We start from the raw sequence: 19,660 nt of genomic DNA, 5'->3' as shown, positions 1-19,660 counted from the left end.
CGGGACGGGATCTTCTCCCGCCCCGCGACCGGCCGCCGGTCCCTCCAGCGCCCGCAACAGGGCGCTTCAGCAGTTCGCAGTGTCCGGCGGTCTCAGCGACCGGCCGGGGAAATACCCAGTTGCAGACCGGCCAGCCCCCGCGGCTTGCCAGTGAGTTCACCGGCCACGCCACTCAGCACCTCGGCGGCCTCGGAACCGGCGTGGCGCACCACATAGGGGACGCCCGCGTCGCCGCACTCGCGCAGCCCCACCTCTAGCGGGACCTGACCCAGCAGCGGAACCTGGGCTCCCAGGGCCTTGGTGAGGCCGTCGGCGACCGCCTGCCCGCCACCTTGGCCGAACAGATAGGTGCGCTCGCCGTCGGGAGTGACGTAGTAGGACATGTTCTCGATGACACCAGTGATGCGCTGGTGGGTTTGCGACGAGATGGCCCCGGCACGCTCAGCCACCTCGGCGGCGGCTAGTTGCGGGGTCGTGACCACGAGGATCTCGGCGCTGGGGAGCAGTTGGGCCACGGAGATGGCGATATCTCCGGTTCCCGGCGGTAGGTCGATGAGCAACACATCCAGGTCGCCCCAGAAAACATCGGCCAGGAACTGTTGCAGCGCGCGGTGCAGCATCGGACCACGCCACACCACCGGCTGGTTGCCCTTGGTGAACATACCCACCGAGATGACCTTGATGTCATGGGCCGTCGGCGGCATGATCATGTCCTCGACCTTGGTGGGGGAGCGGTCGACCCCCAACATCCGCGGCACCGAGTGTCCGTAGATGTCGGCGTCGACAACGCCCACCTTCTGGCCCTGCTCCGCCATCGCCGCTGCCAGATTGACCGTGACCGAAGACTTACCGACGCCGCCCTTGCCGGAGGCGATCGCGTACACCTTGGTCAGCGAGTTGGGGCGGGCAAAGGGGATCTCCTTCTCCGCTTGGCCGCCACGCAGCTTCGTCTGGAGCGCCTTGCGTTGCTCCTCGCTCATCACGTCGAGTTCCACCACGACACGCGCGACCCCTGGAATCTTGGAGACCGCCTCGGTGACATCGCGCTCGATCCGGTCGCGCATGGGACAACCCGCGACCGTGAGATAAATACCGACGTTGACGACACCGTCGGTTCCGACATCGATGCTCTTCACCATGTCGAGGTCGGTGATGGGGCGGTGAATCTCAGGGTCCTGAACGGTGGCCAGGGCCGTGTTCACCTGCTCGGTCGTAGGTGTGGAGGACATATACCCAATGGTACGTAACAGCGAAAGCAAAAACCGACCCCCGTCCCGTGCGCGGTGTGGCGCGCCCCGCGTCACGTTCCCGCTGCCCCTACCGGTCGGCTCACCTCCGAAGGTGCCATGGGTAGCCAACCGGTGGCCTCCTGCGCGGTCGTCTCTCGTCCCCTACTTGTCGGCGCCGGCGCACCGAGCGTTTCCGCACGGTCTACTCCACGACAGCGCCCGCTGTCAGTGCTGTTGGCAGCCGGCGGGCCATGCGAGAGACGCCGGTTCCGACCAGGGCCCACCACCCAGGTCCGCGTCATCTATCCCCCGATAGAGCGCCAGCTCGATACACGACGGTGTCGCTACACACGGTAATCGGTTCGCTAGAGATCCTGGTGGCGAGGTGCTGGTCAAAGCTGGGGCAAAGCCGGTGGCGAGACGGTGCTCTTAACACGGCCAATACACGGCGGAGTAGTAATCTCGACAAACGATGGGAAATGCGTCGCCACCGCCCGGGGCTCCGTGGCCCTCCGAACCCACGGGGTGGAACCGGCCACCCGAGTCTCCGGCATGGGCGTTTCCGCCCCAGCCCTCGTCAGGGCAGGGGGGCCAGTCGCATGTATGGACGTGGCCGCCACCTGCGCCGCCGCGGTCGCGGCCGGCCAGTCTCGGTGAGCCTGCCGCCGGCACGGCCTACCACCGGCTGGCCCGCACCTCGCGGTACCGGTGGTGGGTGCCGCTCCTGGGCGTGGTGGTCGCGTTCATCCTCTATGTGCTGGTGCAGTTCTTCCTGGGCATCACCGCAGGTCTGATCGCCCTGTTCAATGGCATCCGCATAGAAGGTGGCTCGTTCTTCGGCGCCCCGGCCCCCGATCTTGCGGTGCAGCTCATCATCATCGCGATGATGATCCCGGTGGTGCTGTTCACCGTCCGATTCGTCCATCGGCGTCGGGCGGGCACGCTGCTGTCGGTGGAAGGGCGGCTGCGCTGGCCCTGGTTGTTTGTCTGCGCTGGAGTCGCCGTCGTCAGTGTGGCGCTGTCGATCACGTCCGTGGCGCTGCTCTTCGGTATCAGCCGGCCCGACGCGGCCTTCGTGGGGGAGTGGGTCGGTGCCCGCGAGTTCGCGGTGGGCATGCTTGTCGTGGTGCTCCTCGTTCCCTTCCAGGCGTCGGCCGAGGAGATCGCGCTGCGGGGTTTCCTGATGCAGTCGGTGGGCAGCTACGGCGCGCCTCGCGGGGAACTGCTCGCCGCACCCAAGCGCCTCGAATGGCGCGGGCCGGCGCGCATGCCCGTGGTGGCCGCCATCGTCACCGCAGTGGTGCGCGCCTCCCGGTGGCCCCCGCTGCACCAGTTCCTGCGCACCCCCATCTTGGCCATCGTCGTCAGCGGCAGCGTGTTCGCGTTGCTGCACCCCTACAGCGCGTGGGCCATGGCTGACGTCGCGCTGTTCGGCGTCACAGTGGCGTGGCTGGCCTGGTACACCGGCGGTCTGGAAGCCCCTATAGCGCTGCATGTGGTGCACAACCTCGCCGCCTTCGGGCTTTCCGCCTACGAGGGGACGTTGGAGCAGCGCGCAAGCTCGGGAAGTTGGCAGGGGCTTGCCGGAACCGCGATCGAGATGGCGCTGTTCTGCGCAGTCGTGGTGATCCTCGCTCGGCGCATGCGGCTGCGGCGCACCGTCGCAGACAAGGAGCACGACGACTCGCCCCCGCCGGCCCTCCCGCCGACGCCGGCCGGGCCGCCGCAGCAGGGCCAGCCGCGATTCCGGCCGGACCAGGAACCGCACCATCCGCCCCCACGCTAACCGTCCCACCACTGGTTACCGTTTCTCCTGGAGGATGCCCCGGCCTTTAGGGCGGGGAGGAATCCGGGGCGGTGTTCCCGCGCCTCATAAGCGGAACCGTACCCTCAGGCACAGTCGGACCCCTCGTTCACCATGGGGAGCAAGCCAAGTTTTTCACCTGCGTGTTCGGGTATCACCACCGGCAACCATGAAGTCCGAGCCGTCGTGCCCCCGATGTGGCCGCGCCGTCCACCCGCCAGGGTTGTGGTCGAGCGCGTGGCAGTGCGACGCGCACGGACCGGTGGTACCACTGCGCCATCTGCTAGAACCCACCCTCGCTTCCCTGGAACTGCTCAGCGACTCCGCCCAAGTACCCATGTGGATTCCCTGGCCGTTACCGTCGGGCTGGGTCGTCACGGGGTTCGCCGACGCCGGTGACGAGCGCAGCGGCGCTCTTGCCACTGTGGTCGCTCTCTCCGGCCCTGCCCCGTTGGGCGGCGTGGGGGACCTGGCCATCGTCGCAGAAGAGCCTGGGATCGGCTTGGCCTGCCGCCTGGCCGGCATGGCCGGCGCCGACCCCGGCGACGGGTTCGACTCCGGCGCTCCTGACGGCAAGGTCCGCCACGACGGTCATGACATCGCGCTATGGAGCATCGACGCAGGTGCGCAGTACGCTGTTTACGTAGGTGAAGCTATGGCGAACTGGCTGTGGTTCGTGTTCAGCCCCGCTGACACCGGCGTGTTGATGTGCGAGATCACCGCGGTTCGCGACCTCAGTGACCGCCACGACGGTGACGTGGCCATGGAACCGCCTTTCGGCGCGCTGTCGCCGTTCCTCACCGAAGCCCTGCGCCCGCGCCAGTGAGCACCGTTGCGATGGTGACGGAGCCCGCGGCCGGGCACGGACCCGCCTAGGATGTGGCTGATGCGCATTGATTTGCACTCGCACAGTTCCGTGTCCGACGGCACCGACCCGCCCCGGGAGGTCCTGCGTTACGCAGTCGCCGCGGGACTCGACGTGCTGGCTCTGACCGATCACGACACCGTCGCCGGGCACGCTGCTGCCGCATCCGGTCTGCCCAACGGTCTCACCCTCGTTCCCGGGATGGAGTTGTCGTGTGTGCACGCCGGTGCCAGCGTCCACGTTCTCGCCTACCTTTTCGACCCCGCCTCCTCGGAGCTAGCCGAGCAGTTGCGACGTATCCGCGACGATCGGTTTACGCGGGCCCACACGATGGTGCAGCGCCTGCGAGCCGCGGGAGTCGGGGTCACCTGGGAACGGGTGTGCGAGCTCGCCGGTGACATCGCCGGTGAGGACGGCCCGACAGTGGTAGGCCGCCCCCACGTCGCCCGCGCCGTCGTCGAGGCGGGGGCAGCCGCCGATGTGCAGGACGCCTTCGACCGTTGGATCGGCTCGGGACGGCCGGCCCATGTGGCGCGTTATGCCCTGGAACCGGTGCGGGCCGTGAGTTTGATCGCCGCGGCCGGAGGGGTGTCCGTGCTGGCCCACCCCGCACGTGGCGAGGGAAGCGCTGCCGGTGCGGTCCCTGTCGAGTTGGTCGAACGCATGGCGCGCGCCGGCCTCGCCGGGATCGAGGTCGACCACCCCTCGCACACCGCAACGGAGCGGCGAAACTGGAGAGGGGTGGCCGTCGATCTCGGGCTCGTCGTCACCGGCGCCAGCGACGACCATGGCGCCCTGACCGACCACCGGCTCGGTTGCGAGACCACCCATCCCGAGGCCTATGCCAGCCTTGTCGACTCGGCCACCGGTGCCGAACCCGTCACCGTGTGAGCGCCGCGGGATGGCTGACGGCCACTCCGCCTCTTACCGAAGTCTTACGGGTAATTGTCAGCATGTCCCTTCCCCGGCCGCGCGTCGTGTCTCGCGAGTAGGCATCTGCGGCCGGAACCGGGACAATGGGCCCGCGAAAACAGCACAGATTTGACCGTCACACGTTCAGCGAAGGGTCGGAACCGTGTTCTGGAAGCGCAAAGGCAAGAAGAAGGACGGCGACGACGCCGGTTCGACGACGGCAACCGCCGAAATCGACCGTGCCGAGGCGGCTGACACCGAAGAGACCGCCGAGGGCACGAAGGGGGCCACCACCGTCAGCGATGACGCCATCGAGCGGGTCGAAACCGCCGGAGCGCTCTCCTTCGAGGGTCAGGAGTTCGAGACGGTCAGCAACACCTGGATTGTCCCCGCCGACGACGAGGGCGTCATCGTCGTCGACCCGGCCCATGACGCCAAGGCGATCCTCACCGCCGTCGGCGAGCGGGAGATCTACCTTGTTGCCTGCACGAACGGCTACAACACCCACATCGGTGCAGCGATCGAGGTGGCCGATCGCGACGAGGCGCCCATCGCGCTGCACCCACGGGAGATGCGCTCCTGGCGCCGCGTTCACGGCATCGAGCGCAAGCCTGACTGGGAGGTCGAGGGCGGCGGCTCGGTGCAGGTCGGCGAGTTGGAGATCGACATCCTCGCCGTTCCGGGCACATCGTCGGGAACGGTGGCCTACTACATCCCTCGTCTCGGTGTGGTGTTCTCCGGCGACACGCTGCTCGACGGTCGGCTCGGCACCGTGGGGGAGGGCTACGTCGACTTCACCACCCAGCTTGCCTCCGTCGGGGAGACGCTGCTGTCGTTGCCGCCCGACACTCGGGTGTTGCCCGACACCGGCCCGGAGACCACTGTCGGGCAACAGGCGGAGAACTTCGACTCCTGGGTCGCCGGCGACTAACTCAGCCGGTGCGTTTGGGAGCCTCAGCGGCGTTGAAGAACTTCGTCAGGGCACTAGCCGTGGTCTCGGGCGCCTCCACGTTGGGGGAGTGGGCCGCGCCCGGGACAACGACGCGCTCGGCACGCAGCCGCTTGGCCATCGTGTCCTGAACCTGCGGTGACCAGACGTTGTCGTTTTCCCCGTAGAGAACGAGCATGGGCAGCTCTACGGCGGCCAACTCCGCCGTCCGGTCGGCGGCACTGGTCAACTCCGCCGCCATACGGGCCAAGCCCACGGGCGAGTTGGCCAGCATGCGTTCGCGCAAAAAAGTGTAGACGTCCTCGGGCAGCCCGCTTTCGCGCGCGGGGGCGTCCATGTGCCGCCACCAGATCTGGGCGAGTAACTCCGAGGTGGGGGCCTCGCCCAGTGCCGTCACCAGTTGCTGGGCGTCCAGTGCCGAGGAGCCCTCGACGGCGCTGGGACCCGAGCTCATGAGGGTGTAGGACAGCAGTGGGGCGTTGCCCGCGAGTACGGTCTCCCGGGTGACCAAGCCGCCGAAGGAGTGCCCCAGCAGGTGAACGGGGCCGTCAGCCACTGACGTCACCACGGCGTCGATGGTCTGTCCCAGCGCGGCGCACGTGTAGGCGGCGGGGTCCTCAGGGCCGCGGGACTCGTACTGGCCGGGCATGTCGATAGCCACCACTCGCCGTCCGGCCTGGGCGAGGGTTTGCAGCAGCGCGATGAAATCCTCTTTGCTTCCGGTGAACCCCGGCACCAGGACCGCCGGCTGGCGCTCGCAGCCGCCGGCTGCCGGAAGGGCCTCCAAGGCGGCGATGCTTCCGAGCGGGGTAGCTACGTCCACCCGCCGTGCGCCGGGTGGCAGATCCAGAAACCGAGGCGTACTCACGTCGCTTCACACTAGACGATCCGATGTGGGGAAGGGGCCGTGGGGAAAGCCGCGAGCGTGGCCCGCCCGCGTTTCCGACGCCATACGGCCCCCTGACTTAACCCTGGTCCCGAGGCACTTCGACACCGCCGCGGGTGCGCCGGCGGCGAGAGGAGCGCTTCGACTTGGCCGCCTCGGTGCCGCCGGCATTTCCGTTGGCCGCGGGGGCGCTGGTCGACTCGCCCGCGGCGCTCTTGGCGCTGGCGGCCGTCTCTCCCTCACTGCCGCGCTTGTCCGTGCCGCCGGCGTTCCGGGGAGCGGACTTGCCACCGCGTGTGCGCTTGCGGGAGCGCCGGTTGCGTGAGCGTTGGGCGCCGCCGTCACGGCTGGTGCGGGGGTGTCGCTCTTGGCGGCCGTTGCCGGTGTCGCCGATGTCTTCGACCGCCTCGGCCTCCAGACCGGCCCTGCCCCTGCGCTCCGCGGCGAGCGTGCCCTTGGTGCCGGGGGCGATCCCCAGTTCGGCGAAGAAGTGCTCAGAGGTCGAGTAGGTCTCGGGCGGCTCGGCGAAGGGCAGGTCCAGCGCCGCATTGATGAGTTTCCACCGCGCGGTCTCCTGCCAGTCGATGAAGGTGACAGCGCTGCCCGAGCGCCCGGCCCGACCGGTGCGGCCGATCCGGTGCGTGTAGGTCTTCTCGTCTTCGGGGCACTCGTAGTTCACCACGTGCGTGACGTCGTCGACGTCCAGGCCGCGCGCAGCGACGTCGGTGGCCACGAGAACGTCGATCTTGCCGTTGCGAAACGCCCGCAGTGCCCGTTCACGCTGGCTTTGCCCGAGATCGCCGTGGACTGCCGCCGCGGCGAAACCGCGCCCTTTGAGGGCGGTGGCCACCTGGTCGCAGACCCGTTTGGTCTGGCAGAAGATCATAGTCAGGCCACGGCCCTCGGCTTGGAGGAGGCGCGCCAGCATCTCCAGCTTGTCCATGGGGTGGGTGCGGAAGACGTGCTGGCTCGTCGTGCCGGGCAGGCGTTCCTGCTCGTCATCGTCGTCGGTGCGGACATGGGTGGGGCGCCGTAGGTAGTTGCGCGACAGTGCGACAATCTCGCTGGGCATGGTCGCCGAGAACAGCATGACCTGCCGTTCTTGCGGGACCTTGACCAAGATGCGTTCGATGTCGGGCAAGAATCCCAGGTCGAGCATCTTGTCGGCTTCGTCGAGGACGAGAGCCTCGACGTCGCTCAGTCGCAGATGCCCTTGCCCCTCCAGGTCGAGCAGGCGACCGGGGGTGCCCACGACGATGTCCACCCCGCTGCTTAGGCCGCTGATCTGAGGCTCGTAGGCACGGCCGCCGTAGACGGTGAGGATACGAGCGCCGGTGCGCTTGCCCGCTGTCGTCAGATCGGCCGCGACTTGGATGGCCAGTTCGCGCGTGGGGACAACGACAAGCCCGCGGGGCCGGTGCGCTGCGGCGGGGCGTTGCTGGACCCGTTCCAGCAACGGGAGGCCGAAGGCGAATGTTTTGCCGGTGCCGGTGCGGGCCTGCCCGATGATGTCGGTGCCCGTCAGCGCCAGCGGCAAGGCGAGGGACTGGATGGGGAAGGGTTCGAGGATGCCTTCGGCTTCGAGTGCCTCGGCGATGTCGGGGCCGACGCCGAGGTCGCGGAAGGTTTTTCGGGGTTCGTTAGTTGTACTCATGCTGGTCAGGGCTCATGCCTCCATCTGGGCAGCCGCTTTTTCGTTCGTCGTCTGGTATCGCACGGAATGGGCACCGCTCGAAAGCTCGGCGCCGACGATCGGCCCACGCTGGGGGAACCGGTGCGGCTCACCGTCGCGGGTGTCTCTCCGCCCGACGGTGGCGCGTCTTCGGCGGCGAGTGGTGTCGCTCGCCTCGTATCCACGATCGGCGCGCAGTGTCCATCCGTTGGGGTTGTCCGTGTTGTCTGTGCTGTCGTCATAGCGGGAGCGCGACAGGGGATGAACGCTGGTTGGGGGCGTTCCCCTGCGCGCGTCCCCGTGACTTTGGGCGGGGCTCGCGCGGCCGATCGCTCTGTCAGCCCGCCCCGGCCGGTTGCTGTGGGCGGGTTAGTTCCCTGGGTGGTCGCTGTAACGGGCCGAACCGGCAGCCGCCGCGCTTGTGTGATCGACCTGCGCCGATCACCTGCCTGAGTCTATCCTGCGTGCTCACACTGACGGCAGTGTGTTCGTCAGCTCACATCTGCGGTGGCGTGCGTTCGTTGTGACCACTGGGGCGGCCGGCAGTAGTAACCGTACGGCCATGTGGCCATGTCCGCGTTGGCGCCGGCGCGCGGGCTAAGCTGGCTCGCATGACGAACGGCTCAACGCTCGATTCGCCCTTTACCTCTGGCGATCCCGGTGGGGAACCCGCCCGTGCCGCGGTGGTCGACCTGCTCGGGCTGCTGGCTTATGCCGAGTTGGTGGCCTTCTTCCACCTGGCCGATGACGCCGGCCTGGCCCCTACGCTGCGAGACAAGGCCGAACTTGCCGGCCTCGCCGCGACCGAGCACGCTCACTTCACCCGGCTGCGTGAGCGCTTGGCGGAGTTGGGCGCCGATCCAGAAGCGGCGATGGAGCCCTTCGTGGCGCCGCTGGATGCCTGGCACGCCCAGACCGAACCGCAGAGTTGGTTGGAGAGCCTGGTCAAAGCCTACGTCGGCGACGGTATCGCTGGAGATTTCTACCGCCAGGTCGCCCATCTCGCCGATCCCGAGACGCGCGAGCTGGTTATGGGTGTGCTTTCGGAGACGGGACGTGCGGAGTTCGTTGCGCGCAAGGTGCGTGCTGCCATCGCCGACGAGCCCCGGCTCGCGGGCCGGCTCGCGTTGTGGGCCCGCCGTCTTGTCGGCGAGGCGTTGAGCCAGGCCCAGCGTGTCGCGGCCGAGCGCCCCCGGTTGGCCGCGCTGTTGACGGCGGAGGAGGCCAAGGGCGACGAGGCCGCGGCCCGGCAGAGTGATCTGGCCGCGGTCAGCCGGGTGTTTGCCAAAATCACCGACTCCCACACGGCGCGGCTGCAAGCTATGGGGTTGACTTTCTAGACCATGGGGAGGAGCGCCCCCGGAAAGCGGTGGGAAGAGGAGCGTGTACCCCGATTCCCCAGTTCGCTAACCAGTTTCCGTTGTCATTTTGCCCCACAATCCCAGTTTTTACCCTGTTTTGGGGAAGTCCGATATATAGTCAGTGGTGCTTCTGCTGTCGGTACGTTGAGGTAGTCATCCATGCTTCGTGGGTTGTTCGCCAAGTGCCCGCTGTCCCGGCTGTCCCATGATTTCGGACAGTTTGGGTTGCTTGGTGCGCATGCCACCCCTGGCCTGACCGCTGAGCTTGACCAGCACGCTGCGGCTGTTCGCGACGCCATCGAGCACGGCGGCGCGCGCATCTCCCGGCAGAGCCTCACGCACTACCTCCACGGCTTCTTGGACGGCTGCCGAGAGCGCGGTTGGTTCTCCGCCGCCATCGAGTACGAGTGGGAGCTGCTCCGACTTCTCGCGATCTGCCGCATGGCCAAGGAATACGGATTCGTCCGCTAAGTTGGTTGGGTCCGCATCACGGTCTCCGAGCGTGCGCCCCGGTGATCGTCGAAGTGCCCACGGGGGCGCGTTCACTGGGCGTACTCTTGGTCCTATCTGAGGTGTGTCTGTGCTCCCCCCGGTCTCGACCTCGTCGATGACAGGGCACCCTCTAAGGCTCACGGCCCATATGCGGTCCATATGCGGAGTCCACCCGGCCCTCCAGGGGATCCGCCCCGTGAACGAAGATGCGGCCAGTCGCGCGCCGCGAGAAAGGAAGAGCAGATGAGGAGCGGTCGGCATGGGGCGGCGCGCCCACCCATCGCGGTCCTAATCCAGCAGGACCGGCTCGATTTCATCCTTTTGGTTTTCCAGATACTCGTCGCTGCAGCCGTCATGGTGGTTACCGGTCCCCTGAGCCTGCCGTTCTGGCTCGCTTTCCTGCTGCTCATCGCGAGTATTGTGCTCGCTGTCCGCAGGATCGACCGACTGTCCCGCCAGGAGGTCGCCGGCGACGAACTCCTCTAGCGGGCTCCGCTAGGGACCGAGCGAGCGCAGGCGAGCCGGAACCGGCGCTGGAGGGCAGCCCGTCGCTTCGCGGCGTGCTCGCTGCCGGTTGGCTAGGGTGGGATTACCACGAAACGTCCCCTCCTCTCCCGATGGCTGGCGCCGCGGGAGAGGAGGGGAGTGCTCTGCCGTCTCGCCTTAGCTGCGGGTCAGATCCCAGCCACTGATGCCGCGCCAGGCCAGCCGGGCGATGAGCTGCTCGGCGGCGTGCTTGGGCACCGATCCGTAGTTGTTGAGCCAGTAGCGTGCGCTTGTCTCGGCCATGCCTACCAGCGCGACGCTCAACAGGTGCGCCTCGTCGTCGGAGACACTGGTGTCTTGGCGGATCACCTCGCCGATCAGTTCGGCGCAGCGCTGCTGGGTCTCCTCGGTCTTTTCCCGCACCGCCTGCAAGTTACGCAGATCCGACTCGAAGACAAGACGGAACGCCTCGCCCTCACCTGCCACAAAGTCGAAGTACGCCTGGAAGCTCGCCGCCACACGTTGCCGGTTGTCGTCGGTGGACTCCAGCGCCTCGCGTTGCTTGTCCACCAATACCTCGGAGTGCTGTTCCAGCAGCGCCAGGTACAGCTCCAGTTTCCCCGGGAAGTGCTGGTAGAGCACTGGTTTGCTGACGCCGGCGCGCTCGGCGATGTCATCCATCGCCGCGGCGTGGTATCCCTCTGCGACGAAGACCTCCTGAGCCGCGGCGAGTAGCTGCCGCCGGCGGGCGAGCCGGGGCAGTCGGGTCCCTCGCGGGCGGGCGTCTGAAGGAGCTGTCACACCCACACCCTCCGAATTCCTCGCGGTGGCTGCACCGCGAACCGATTCTTGTGCGACGTGGCCGGGGCGTTGGTGACATGCCTGGTGCCCGGCGCGTCCATCCCACTATCTTACTGAACCGTAGGTTAGCTGGCCCGCTCCTACCCCGAGAGGGAGTCAGCGGTAGTCGTCCTCATCCAGTTCGACCTCGCGGGACTGCTCGACTGCGTCGGCCTCTGAGACCTCGCCACCAGCCAGGGAGGAGGCACGTCGCCACCAGCCCTTGTCATTCTCGCCGACCCCGAGACGCTGTTCGACCACGTCGGCTTCAGGAGACTCCAGATCGTTCTCCTGAGACTCCGGCTCTGGCTCCGGCGCTTGGGCCTCGGCCTCCTCGGCCTCGGGAGCGTGGGTGGAAAGGAAGTGGGCCCGCTCCTCGGAGCCCCCGCGCGGAGTGCGCTGGCGGTTTGCATCAGACGTCACAAGCGACTCCCATCTCGTGGGTGATCGTCTCTTCCACGCTACTGCCCCGTGACCACTGCGTGCAGCCGTACTGCCGCTCCGGCTATCGGCGCGACGAGCCGATACCGGATCGCCTTTAGGGTGCACATTGACTCTACGAGGGAGGTGAGTGCGGTGGAGCCGCGTCCGACCGATACGGCCGGTTCGCTCGTGCCTCCGTGGCCCGGCGAACACGTCACCCTTGGCGGTCGCCCGGTTTTCGTCCGCTCCGATCGCTGCGGTATCGGCTGCGCCGTGCCGCGCCAGCGGACCGTCTACGTCCACGGGCTAGCGGGATCGGCCATGGACTGGACCGACCTCATGGGCGCACTCCACGGCGAGTTCGCCGGAGAGGCGATCGACCTGCCCGGCTTCGGAGAGTCCCCGCCCCCCGCCGATGACGACTACGGTTTCGACGCCCAGGTGCGCGTCGTCACCGACCTCCTCCGTACCGGTCCCTGGCCGGTCCATCTCGTCGGCAACTCCATGGGCGCGGCGGTGGCCACCCGCCTGGCAGCCGAGTCTCCCGAGCTTGTGCGCACGTTGACTCTGATCGCGCCGGCCCTGCCCGACCTGCGCCCCATGCGGGTGCCCTACCAGATGACCGGCGCACTCGTCCCCGTGATCGGGCCGGCCGTCTACGACCGGATACAGCGGCGTCCACCGGAGGCACGGGTGCGCGACACCCTGGCGACCACCCACTACGACCCCGCCGCGATCCCGCGCCAGCGCCTGCTGGAGGCAGTGGCGGCCGAGCGCGCCCGCGACGGCCACCCCTACGCCCGGCGGGCCGTTCTCGAAACGTTGCGCGGTCTGGTCGGGGAGTACCTGCGGCGCGGCCCGCGCGCCTTGTGGCGCCAGGCCGCCCGTGTCGAGTGCCCGACCCTGCTCGTCTACTCGCGTCATGACCGGTTCGTGCACCGGCATATGGCCACCCGCGCCTTCTGGACGTTTCGCCGCAGTCGGCTCGTGCTGTTGGCCAAGGCCGGTCACGTACCGATGATGGAGCTGCCCGGCGTGGTCGCCCGCGAGTTACGCGCCTTCCTCCGCCGGCCTGAGCGGATGGGCCGGTTGCCCGATCCCGCCTGCCAGCCGGTGTGATCGCCCTATGGCCGCCGGCACCTAATCCGAAGTGCCCGAACCGGGAATCAAGAACCCCACCCCGTAGGTTGGGAACAATGCAAGTTCGTTGCGTTCTCACGGTTACCCCGTGCGCGAAGGGGCGTTAACGGGGCGGCACCGCCAGGAGCGCAGCGTCATCAATACGTTGAGGAGCTGTTGTGTCGCTGCCGCCGCTGGTCGAACCAGCCGACGAGCTGACTGTCGACGAGGTACGTCGATACTCCCGGCACCTGATCATCCCCGATGTGGGAATGACCGGCCAGAAACGCCTGAAGAACTCGAAGGTGCTGGTGGTCGGTGCCGGCGGACTGGGCTCTCCCGCCCTGCTCTACCTCGCGGCCGCCGGGGTGGGCACGCTGGGCATCATCGACTTCGATGTTGTGGACGAGTCCAACCTGCAACGCCAGATCATCCACGGTCAAAGCGACGTCGACCGGTCCAAGGCCGAGTCGGCGCAGGACTCCATCCGTGAGGTAAACCCCAATACCAATGTGGTGCTGCACCAGGAGCGCCTGGACTCCAGCAATGCCTTCCGCATCTTCGAGCCCTACGATCTCATCGTCGACGGCACAGACAACTTCGCCACCCGTTACCTGGTGAACGACACGTGCGTGCTGCTCGGCAAGCCCTACGTGTGGGGCTCCATCTACCGTTTCGACGGCCAGGCCTCGGTCTTTTGGGCCGAGCACGGTCCGTGCTACCGGTGCCTCTACCCTGAGCCGCCGCCGCCCGGCATGGTCCCCTCCTGCGCCGAAGGCGGCGTCCTGGGCGTGCTGTGCGCTTCCATCGGCTCGATCCAGGTCAACGAGGCCATCAAGCTCCTCGCCGGTTTCGGCGATCCGCTCGTCGGGCGGCTGATGATCTACGACGCCCTGGAGATGAACTACCGCACCGTCAAGGTCCGCAAGGACCCCGAGTGCCCGCTGTGCGGCAAGAACCCCTCCATCACCGAACTGATCGACTACGAGGAGTTCTGCGGAACCGTCTCCGACGATGCCCAGGACGCCGCAGCCGGCTCGACCATCACCGCCGGCGAGCTCAAGCAGATGATGGACGCCGGCGAGAACTTCCAGTTGGTGGATGTCCGCGAGCCCAACGAGTACGAGATCGTCAAGATCCCCGGCTCGGTCCTCATCCCCAAGGGAGAGTTCCTCAGCGGCGAAGCCTTCGCCAAGCTGCCTCAGGACAAGCGTGTCGTGCTGCACTGCAAGTCGGGGGCACGCTCCGCCGAGGCTCTGGCTGCTTTGCACAACGCTGGTTTCAGCGACGCCGTCCACGTCGGTGGCGGGGTGCTGGCCTGGGTCAACCAGGTCGACCCCAGCCTGCCGACCTACTAGCCGGCCCCGCCGTCCCAGCGGGCACGGCGCATGTCGACGCGAGGCGACCCCGTACGCATCGGGGTCGCCTCCGCGGCGTAGTGGTGCAGCGCCTGCACCTCAAGGCCCGGTGGAGGGCTGCCGTCAGCGCGGATCACCCGCCACCAGGCGACTCCGCCGCCCCACGCTGCCATAACCGCGCCGACCTGGCGCGGGCCGTCCGCGGCGAGATACTCCGCGACGTCGCCGTACGACATCACACGCCCCGGCGGTATCCGGTCGACGAGGTCGAGCACCTGCTCGGCGTACTCGTCGGGATGAGAGTCGCGACGTGGCATGCCTTGACTTTAGCGGCCTCCTCGCCGGCCGTTCCGCACGCTTTTAGACAGCGGGCCTGCTGCCGTAGACGAACGCGAAGCGGTCGGTGAACCGCAGGGTCTGCTCGGGGTGCTGGGCACGCATCTCGGCGGCGCCGGCGGCCAGTTCTTCGTCGCTGAAGGTGAAGAGGACCGACATCCACTTGTTGTGCTGCACCAGTCTGATGTAGTGCTCCCGGTCGACCGAAACCTCGAAGTCGTGGTAGTCGATCCTGGCGTCGAGACCGCCCGCACGCATGCCCGCGGCGATCGTCTCCGGCTCGGGGTGGCGCTCGGCGAAGCGCTCCAGCGCCGCCTGGAAGAGGGGGTAGTCCAGTTTCGGGGGCAAGCTGATGATGAGCATCCGGCCTCCCGGCGCCAGGAGACCGGCGAGTTCGCTCACCGTACGCGCCACGTCGGAGACGTGGTGGATGGTCTCTTTGACGAGGAGGGCGTCGAGTTGGTCGTAAGGGAGAGCGACGCTGCCCTCGGCTACCTCTTCCGCACCGGCGAGTACCGTCCGCATCCGCGCGTCGGCGGGAACCTGGTCCAGCATGCCCTGGATCGGGTCCACGCACAGCAAGGGTGTGTCGGGTGAGATACGGGGCAGCAGCCCGCGGTCGAACAGTCCGGTACCACCACCGATATCGGCTACCCGGTCGCCGGGCTGAACGTCGAGCGTGTCGGCGATCATGCCGTTCATCCACTCGACGTATTCGGCACTATGCTCCCAGTTACCGTCGTAGTCTTGGGCCAGGTGCTCATAGTGTGCCGCGATCGTGTCGCTCACGTGTTTCCTCCTCATACGTGGAGGTGTCATCAGTCACGGTCGCCATCGACCCCATCCGACCTTAGGGGCAGGGGCAGTGGTGCCGCGATCGTGGTTCGGCCGCGGCTCTCTCCTCGGCCTCCTCAGTGGCGGGTGAGGCGAGCACACGCTCCGCGCGCCGAGCCGCAATCGGACAGCGCGGTTTCCACCGCTAGTCCGGCGCCGCCTCGTATCCGTCTCCCAGCACGGCGCACCACCCCGGTGCGCTCCCGCGCGCCCGTTGCCACGGGGCGGCGCCCAGGTGGCGGACAAGACGGCGGGCTTTGCCGCCATCCGTGCCTAAGGTGGTCGTTTGGTCAGCGGCATCTGGTGAACTAGGCGCGATGAGCCTCTCTCCTTACCGGTTGGTGCGGCGCGCACGGCACGCGACGCCCCCGCCCGACCTTGACGACGAGCAGCGCCGCGTGGTCGCCCACCACGGCGGTCCCCTGCTCGTGCTCGCGGGACCGGGAACCGGCAAGACCACCACGATTGTCGAAGCCGTGGTCGACCGCATCGACAACCGTGGGATCGACCCCGCCCGCATCCTGGTGTTGACGTTTGGTCGCAAAGCCGCCCAGGAGTTGCGGCAGCGCATCACCGCCCGGCTGCGGCGCACCACCCGCGAGCCGCTGGCACTCACCTTCCACAGCTACGCCTACGCGCTCATCCGCCGCGAGTTCCAGCGCGCCGGCGATCTCGCCCCCCGGCTGCTGTCGGGCCCCGAACAGTTCATGGAAGTACGCGAACTGCTCACCGGCGAGGTCAGCGACGGCGCCCACCTGTGGCCCGAGCGGCTGCGCGCCACGCTCGACACCCGCGGCTTCGCCGAGGAGTTGCGCGACTTCCTCATGCGGGCCCAGGAGCGGGGGATCGAACCTCCCGACTTGGAGGTGTTCGGCCGGGAGCAGCAGCGCGACGACTGGATCGCCGCCGGTGACTTCCTCGACCGCTACATCGGCCGGTTCGACGTGGCGCCCGTGCCTACTTTCAACTACGCCGAACTGGTCCGTGTCGCGGCCAACCTGCTGGCCGACCCCGAGGTGCAGGCCAGGGAACGTGCCGCCCGCGAAATCGTTCTCGTCGACGAGTACCAAGACACCGACCCGGCCCAGGAGACGCTGCTGACCGCCCTGGCCGGCGACGGACGCGAGCTCATCGCCGTGGGCGACCCCGACCAGTCCATCTACGCCTTCCGTGGCGCCGACGTGCGCGGGATTTTGGAGTTTCCCCACCGCTTTCCCACGCTCACCGGTGATCCCGCGCCTGTGGTCGCCCTGCGCACGTGCCGGCGCAGCGGTCCCGACCTGCTGGCCGCGTCGCGGCGTATCGCTCACCGCCTGCCGGCGGCGCCCGCCGCCGGCAGCGGCCCGGTCAACGCCCACCGTGCTTTGGAGCCCGTCCCTGAGGCTCCGGCCGGCGAGGTGCGGGTGCTCGCCGCGGAGAGCCCGGCCCAGGAGGCCGCGGTCATCGCCGACACGTTGCGCCGCGCCCACCTCATCGACGGCGTAGCGTGGTCGGACATGGCCGTGCTGGTGCGCTCGGCTGCCCGCCAGGTTCCCGTGCTGCGCCGCGCCCTCATCGCCGCCGGTGTCCCTGTGGCCGTGGGCGGCGACGAGCTGCCGCTGGCCGCCGAGCCGCTCGTGCGCCCGCTCCTGCTGTTGATCCGCTGTGCGCTGCGCCCGGAAACACTCGACGAAGAGACCGCACACGAGCTGTTGACCAGCGCATTCGGCGACACTGACGCGCTAGGATTGCGCCGCCTCGGCCGTGCCCTGCGCCAACTTGAACTCGACGCCGGCGGTACCCGGGTGGCCGCCACCCTCATCGCCGAGGCGCTGGCCGACCCGCGGGAGCTGGCCATGGTCGCTCCTGAGGTGCGTGAACCCGCCGAACGTATTGCCGGCTACCTGCGGCTGATCCGTGACTCCGCGGCACAGGGCGGCTCGGCGGAGGACGTGCTGTGGGCCGTGTGGCAGGCCAGCGGGCTCGCCGACCACCTGCTCCGCATCAGCCAGGCAGGGGGGAGGCGGGGCGCGGCCGCCGATCGCGACCTGGACTCCGTCGTGGCGCTGTTCGACAGCGCCGCCCGCTACTGTGACCGTCTCCCTCCCGGGACCCCGCTGGGGTTCTTGGACGACCTTGAAGCCCAGGAAATCCCGGCGGACACGCTGTCGGAGCACACCCCCGAAGGGGATGCGGTGCGCATCCTCACGGCGCACCGCTCCAAGGGGCTGGAGTGGCCCCTGGTGATCGTCGCCGGTGTCCAGGAAGGCGAATGGCCCGACCTGCGGCTGCGCGGTTCCTTGCTGGGCGTGGAGCACCTCCTCGACACCGCCGCGGGGATCACCGAGGGGTCCGGGGCCGCTCTCACCTCCAAGCTGCTCAACGAGGAGCGTCGCCTGTTCTACGTGGCTGTCACTCGCGCGCGGCACACGCTCGTCGTCACCGCGGTCGGCGGTGACGACACCGAGGAGCGGCCGTCGCGGTTCCTCACCGAACTGGGCGCCGGTGAGCCCGAGCGCGTCTCCACGGGCCGCCGCTGGCTGTCCCTGCCCGCGCTCGTGGCCGATCTCCGCTCGGTTGTCACCGACTCCACCAGCCCCGAACCGCTGCGCCGGGCCGCGGCGGCCCACTTGGCTCGTCTCGCCGACGAGGGGGTGCGCGGTGCTGACCCCGCCGAGTGGTATGCGCTGACCGAGCTTTCCGACGATCGGCCGCTGATCGACGAGGACGGTGGCATCCGCGTTTCGCCGTCACAGGTCGAAACCTTCGGCGAGTGCGAGCTGCGCTGGCTGCTGGAGCGTGCCGCTGGAGCCGGCGGCACGCAGGCGGCTTCCACCCTGGGCAGCGTGGTACACGCGATCGCCGTCCTCGTGGCCGAGGGCGCCGATCTGCCTGAAGTGCAGCGTCGGATGGACGACATCTGGTCAGAGCTGGATTTCGGGGGGCCATGGTATGCCGACAAGCAGCGCGAAAAGGCTGAACGCATGGTTCGTAAGCTGCTGGCCTGGCAAGACGACAACCAGCGGGAGTTGGTCGTCACCGAGCAGGGGTTCTCCGTCGACATCGGTGGTGTCGAGATCACCGGCCGGGTCGACCGGTTGGAGCGCGATGAGCAGGGGCGCGCGTTCGTCGTCGACATCAAGACGGGCAAGGCCCCCCCGGAGGCCGAGATTGGTCGCCACGCCCAACTCGGCGTCTACCAGCTCGCCGTGCTCAAGGCCGCCTTCGATCGTTTCGGGCTCACTGAGCCGGGCGGGGCGGCGCTGGTGCAGGTCGGAGAGGAGCGCGTCAAGCCCAAGGAGCAGTCGCAGCGGGCTCTTGGCGACGACCCTGACCCTGGTTGGGCCGAGCGGCTGGTGCGTGACGTCGCCACGGGCATGGCCGGAGCCACGTTCCAGGCTCGACCGGGCAAGGCGTGCACCGTCTGCGCGGTCCGCGCGAGCTGCCCGGCCCGCGAGGAGGGAGAGCAGGTGTGACCCGAGCGTGAGGAGCGCCCGGCCCGGCAGGGCCGACGAGGACGGCCGGGGCGTATCGACGATCGGCGACCAGCCTTCTCGGGGGTTGCGGCGGGGTGGGGGGCTGATCTGTGGGGAGTGCGCGGGGTTTCCCGTCGCTCGTGCCTCGATCGCTTCGCGATCTCGGCAGCCTGGGGCGGGCTGGGGCCAGGGTGGGGTGGGTACCGTTGCTCATCGTCTTCCGATGCGCCCTCTGCCACCCCCTGTGGAGGAGGGTTATCTATTGCTGGACCTCCGCTATAGTGGCCTCTTTAAAATTGTCGAGGTGGGGAGGGTTATCTATTGCTGGACCTCCGCCACAGCGCCCCCCTTAAAGCTGCCGAGATCGCGAAGCGATCGAGGCACGAGCGAACAGCACTCTCTTCAGACCCGGGCAAGTGACAGCCCCCACCCACGACCCACCCGCCACGACCACGCACCGATCAACACACGAGCCAACGCCACCCCACCTCGCTTGACCCCCCACAGAAACACCCCCATTACCTTTTAGGGAGTTCCGCAAGGGAACTCCCGGCCTTCGGGCCCGGCAGGACTGGTCCCCCCTGTCATCGATGATCCGGGGGGTGGTGTCACCGGGCACCGGAGGCACCGCCAGACCGC

General features: G+C 68.3%; 17 protein-coding genes. 10 read left to right on the top strand and 7 right to left on the bottom strand.

Annotated features, from left to right (window positions below; genetic code table 11):
* Window positions 1-92: 92 nt before the first annotated feature.
* Window positions 93-1,229 (bottom strand): Mrp/NBP35 family ATP-binding protein, encoded by a 1,137-nt coding sequence (locus ABD848_RS10440; protein ID WP_344970323.1) that lies wholly within the window; start codon window positions 1,227-1,229, stop codon window positions 93-95.
* A 715-nt stretch (window positions 1,230-1,944) separates the two neighbouring features.
* Between ABD848_RS10440 and ABD848_RS10435 the strand changes: the two genes are divergently transcribed.
* The 4 genes from ABD848_RS10435 to ABD848_RS10420 all read left to right on the top strand — a co-directional run bounded on the left by ABD848_RS10435 (window position 1,945) and on the right by ABD848_RS10420 (window position 5,741).
* Entirely contained in the window at window positions 1,945-3,015 is a 1,071-nt protein-coding gene (locus tag ABD848_RS10435) for a CPBP family intramembrane glutamic endopeptidase (protein ID WP_344970320.1), read from the top strand.
* Between the two features lie 187 nt (window positions 3,016-3,202).
* Window positions 3,203-3,859, top strand: coding sequence for a DUF6758 family protein (locus tag ABD848_RS10430; RefSeq protein WP_344970318.1), 657 nt, complete (start codon window positions 3,203-3,205; stop codon window positions 3,857-3,859).
* A gap of 57 nt (window positions 3,860-3,916) precedes the next feature.
* On the top strand, window positions 3,917-4,789 hold the full coding sequence (locus ABD848_RS10425; RefSeq protein ID WP_344970732.1) for a PHP domain-containing protein: 873 nt from the start codon (window positions 3,917-3,919) through the stop codon (window positions 4,787-4,789).
* A 184-nt stretch (window positions 4,790-4,973) separates the two neighbouring features.
* Window positions 4,974-5,741, top strand: a complete 768-nt coding sequence (locus tag ABD848_RS10420) for an MBL fold metallo-hydrolase (protein WP_344970315.1) — start codon at window positions 4,974-4,976, stop codon at window positions 5,739-5,741.
* Between the two features lies 1 nt (window position 5,742).
* Here ABD848_RS10420 and ABD848_RS10415 read toward each other — a convergent pair whose 3' ends face one another.
* Together ABD848_RS10415 and ABD848_RS10410 are read right to left on the bottom strand one after the other, a co-directional pair.
* Entirely contained in the window at window positions 5,743-6,627 is an 885-nt protein-coding gene (locus ABD848_RS10415) for an alpha/beta fold hydrolase (protein WP_344970313.1), read from the bottom strand.
* 97 nt (window positions 6,628-6,724) lie between these two features.
* Complete coding sequence (locus tag ABD848_RS10410; protein ID WP_344970310.1) at window positions 6,725-8,299, bottom strand: DEAD/DEAH box helicase; 1,575 nt, start codon at window positions 8,297-8,299, stop codon at window positions 6,725-6,727.
* A 629-nt stretch (window positions 8,300-8,928) separates the two neighbouring features.
* Here ABD848_RS10410 and ABD848_RS10405 point away from each other — a divergent pair.
* From ABD848_RS10405 to ABD848_RS10395, 3 genes are all read left to right on the top strand, one after another.
* A complete protein-coding gene (locus tag ABD848_RS10405; protein ID WP_344970308.1) occupies window positions 8,929-9,657 on the top strand; it encodes a ferritin-like fold-containing protein in 729 nt (242 codons plus the stop codon).
* Window positions 9,658-9,837: 180 nt separating this feature from the next.
* A complete protein-coding gene (locus ABD848_RS10400) occupies window positions 9,838-10,149 on the top strand; it encodes a DUF6401 family natural product biosynthesis protein (protein ID WP_344970306.1) in 312 nt (103 codons plus the stop codon).
* Between the two features lie 264 nt (window positions 10,150-10,413).
* Window positions 10,414-10,656 carry a hypothetical protein gene (locus ABD848_RS10395; protein ID WP_344970303.1) on the top strand — a complete coding sequence of 81 codons (243 nt, stop codon included), beginning with the start codon at window positions 10,414-10,416 and terminating at the stop codon, window positions 10,654-10,656.
* Between the two features lie 177 nt (window positions 10,657-10,833).
* On the opposite strand, the gene ABD848_RS10390 is transcribed toward ABD848_RS10395, so the two are convergent.
* Both ABD848_RS10390 and ABD848_RS10385 read right to left on the bottom strand, forming a co-directional pair.
* Window positions 10,834-11,457 carry a TetR/AcrR family transcriptional regulator gene (locus ABD848_RS10390; RefSeq protein WP_344970301.1) on the bottom strand — a complete coding sequence of 208 codons (624 nt, stop codon included), beginning with the start codon at window positions 11,455-11,457 and terminating at the stop codon, window positions 10,834-10,836.
* A gap of 156 nt (window positions 11,458-11,613) precedes the next feature.
* Complete coding sequence (locus tag ABD848_RS10385) at window positions 11,614-11,919, bottom strand: hypothetical protein (protein WP_344970299.1); 306 nt, start codon at window positions 11,917-11,919, stop codon at window positions 11,614-11,616.
* A 153-nt stretch (window positions 11,920-12,072) separates the two neighbouring features.
* On the opposite strand from ABD848_RS10385, the gene ABD848_RS10380 reads away from it, so the two are divergent.
* Together ABD848_RS10380 and moeZ are read left to right on the top strand one after the other, a co-directional pair.
* Complete coding sequence (locus ABD848_RS10380; RefSeq protein ID WP_344970296.1) at window positions 12,073-13,038, top strand: alpha/beta fold hydrolase; 966 nt, start codon at window positions 12,073-12,075, stop codon at window positions 13,036-13,038.
* 179 nt (window positions 13,039-13,217) lie between these two features.
* Window positions 13,218-14,396: an adenylyltransferase/sulfurtransferase MoeZ gene (moeZ, locus tag ABD848_RS10375; protein WP_344970294.1), complete on the top strand. Its 1,179-nt coding sequence runs from the start codon at window positions 13,218-13,220 to the stop codon at window positions 14,394-14,396.
* On the opposite strand, the gene ABD848_RS10370 is transcribed toward moeZ, so the two are convergent.
* Window positions 14,393-14,713, bottom strand: coding sequence for an MGMT family protein (locus ABD848_RS10370; RefSeq protein WP_344970291.1), 321 nt, complete (start codon window positions 14,711-14,713; stop codon window positions 14,393-14,395). The genes moeZ and ABD848_RS10370 overlap by 4 nt on opposite strands.
* Before the next feature lie 43 nt (window positions 14,714-14,756).
* Window positions 14,757-15,521, bottom strand: a complete 765-nt coding sequence (locus tag ABD848_RS10365) for a class I SAM-dependent methyltransferase (RefSeq protein ID WP_344970289.1) — start codon at window positions 15,519-15,521, stop codon at window positions 14,757-14,759.
* 362 nt (window positions 15,522-15,883) lie between these two features.
* Between ABD848_RS10365 and ABD848_RS10360 the strand changes: the two genes are divergently transcribed.
* On the top strand, window positions 15,884-19,021 hold the full coding sequence (locus ABD848_RS10360; RefSeq protein ID WP_344970286.1) for an ATP-dependent helicase: 3,138 nt from the start codon (window positions 15,884-15,886) through the stop codon (window positions 19,019-19,021).
* Window positions 19,022-19,660 lie beyond the last annotated feature (639 nt).

It is taken from the genome of Salinactinospora qingdaonensis, assembly GCF_039539445.1.
Taxonomy (GTDB): Bacteria; Actinomycetota; Actinomycetes; order Streptosporangiales; family Streptosporangiaceae; genus Salinactinospora; species Salinactinospora qingdaonensis.
This window is presented reverse-complemented; position numbering and strand designations above follow the sequence as displayed.

Bases quoted from the DNA above. Each gene is read 5' to 3' on its own strand.
- ABD848_RS10405 (WP_344970308.1), top strand. From the start codon at position 8,929: ATGACGAACGGCTCAACGCTCGATTCGCCCTTTACCTCTGGCGATCCC.
- ABD848_RS10360 (WP_344970286.1), top strand. From the start codon at position 15,884: ATGAGCCTCTCTCCTTACCGGTTGGTGCGGCGCGCACGGCACGCGACG.
- ABD848_RS10395 (WP_344970303.1), top strand. From the start codon at position 10,414: ATGAGGAGCGGTCGGCATGGGGCGGCGCGCCCACCCATCGCGGTCCTA.
- ABD848_RS10410 (WP_344970310.1), bottom strand. From the start codon at position 8,299: ATGAGTACAACTAACGAACCCCGAAAAACCTTCCGCGACCTCGGCGTC.
- ABD848_RS10400 (WP_344970306.1), top strand. From the start codon at position 9,838: ATGCTTCGTGGGTTGTTCGCCAAGTGCCCGCTGTCCCGGCTGTCCCAT.
- ABD848_RS10370 (WP_344970291.1), bottom strand. From the start codon at position 14,713: ATGCCACGTCGCGACTCTCATCCCGACGAGTACGCCGAGCAGGTGCTC.
- ABD848_RS10430 (WP_344970318.1), top strand. From the start codon at position 3,203: ATGAAGTCCGAGCCGTCGTGCCCCCGATGTGGCCGCGCCGTCCACCCG.
- ABD848_RS10440 (WP_344970323.1), bottom strand. From the start codon at position 1,229: ATGTCCTCCACACCTACGACCGAGCAGGTGAACACGGCCCTGGCCACC.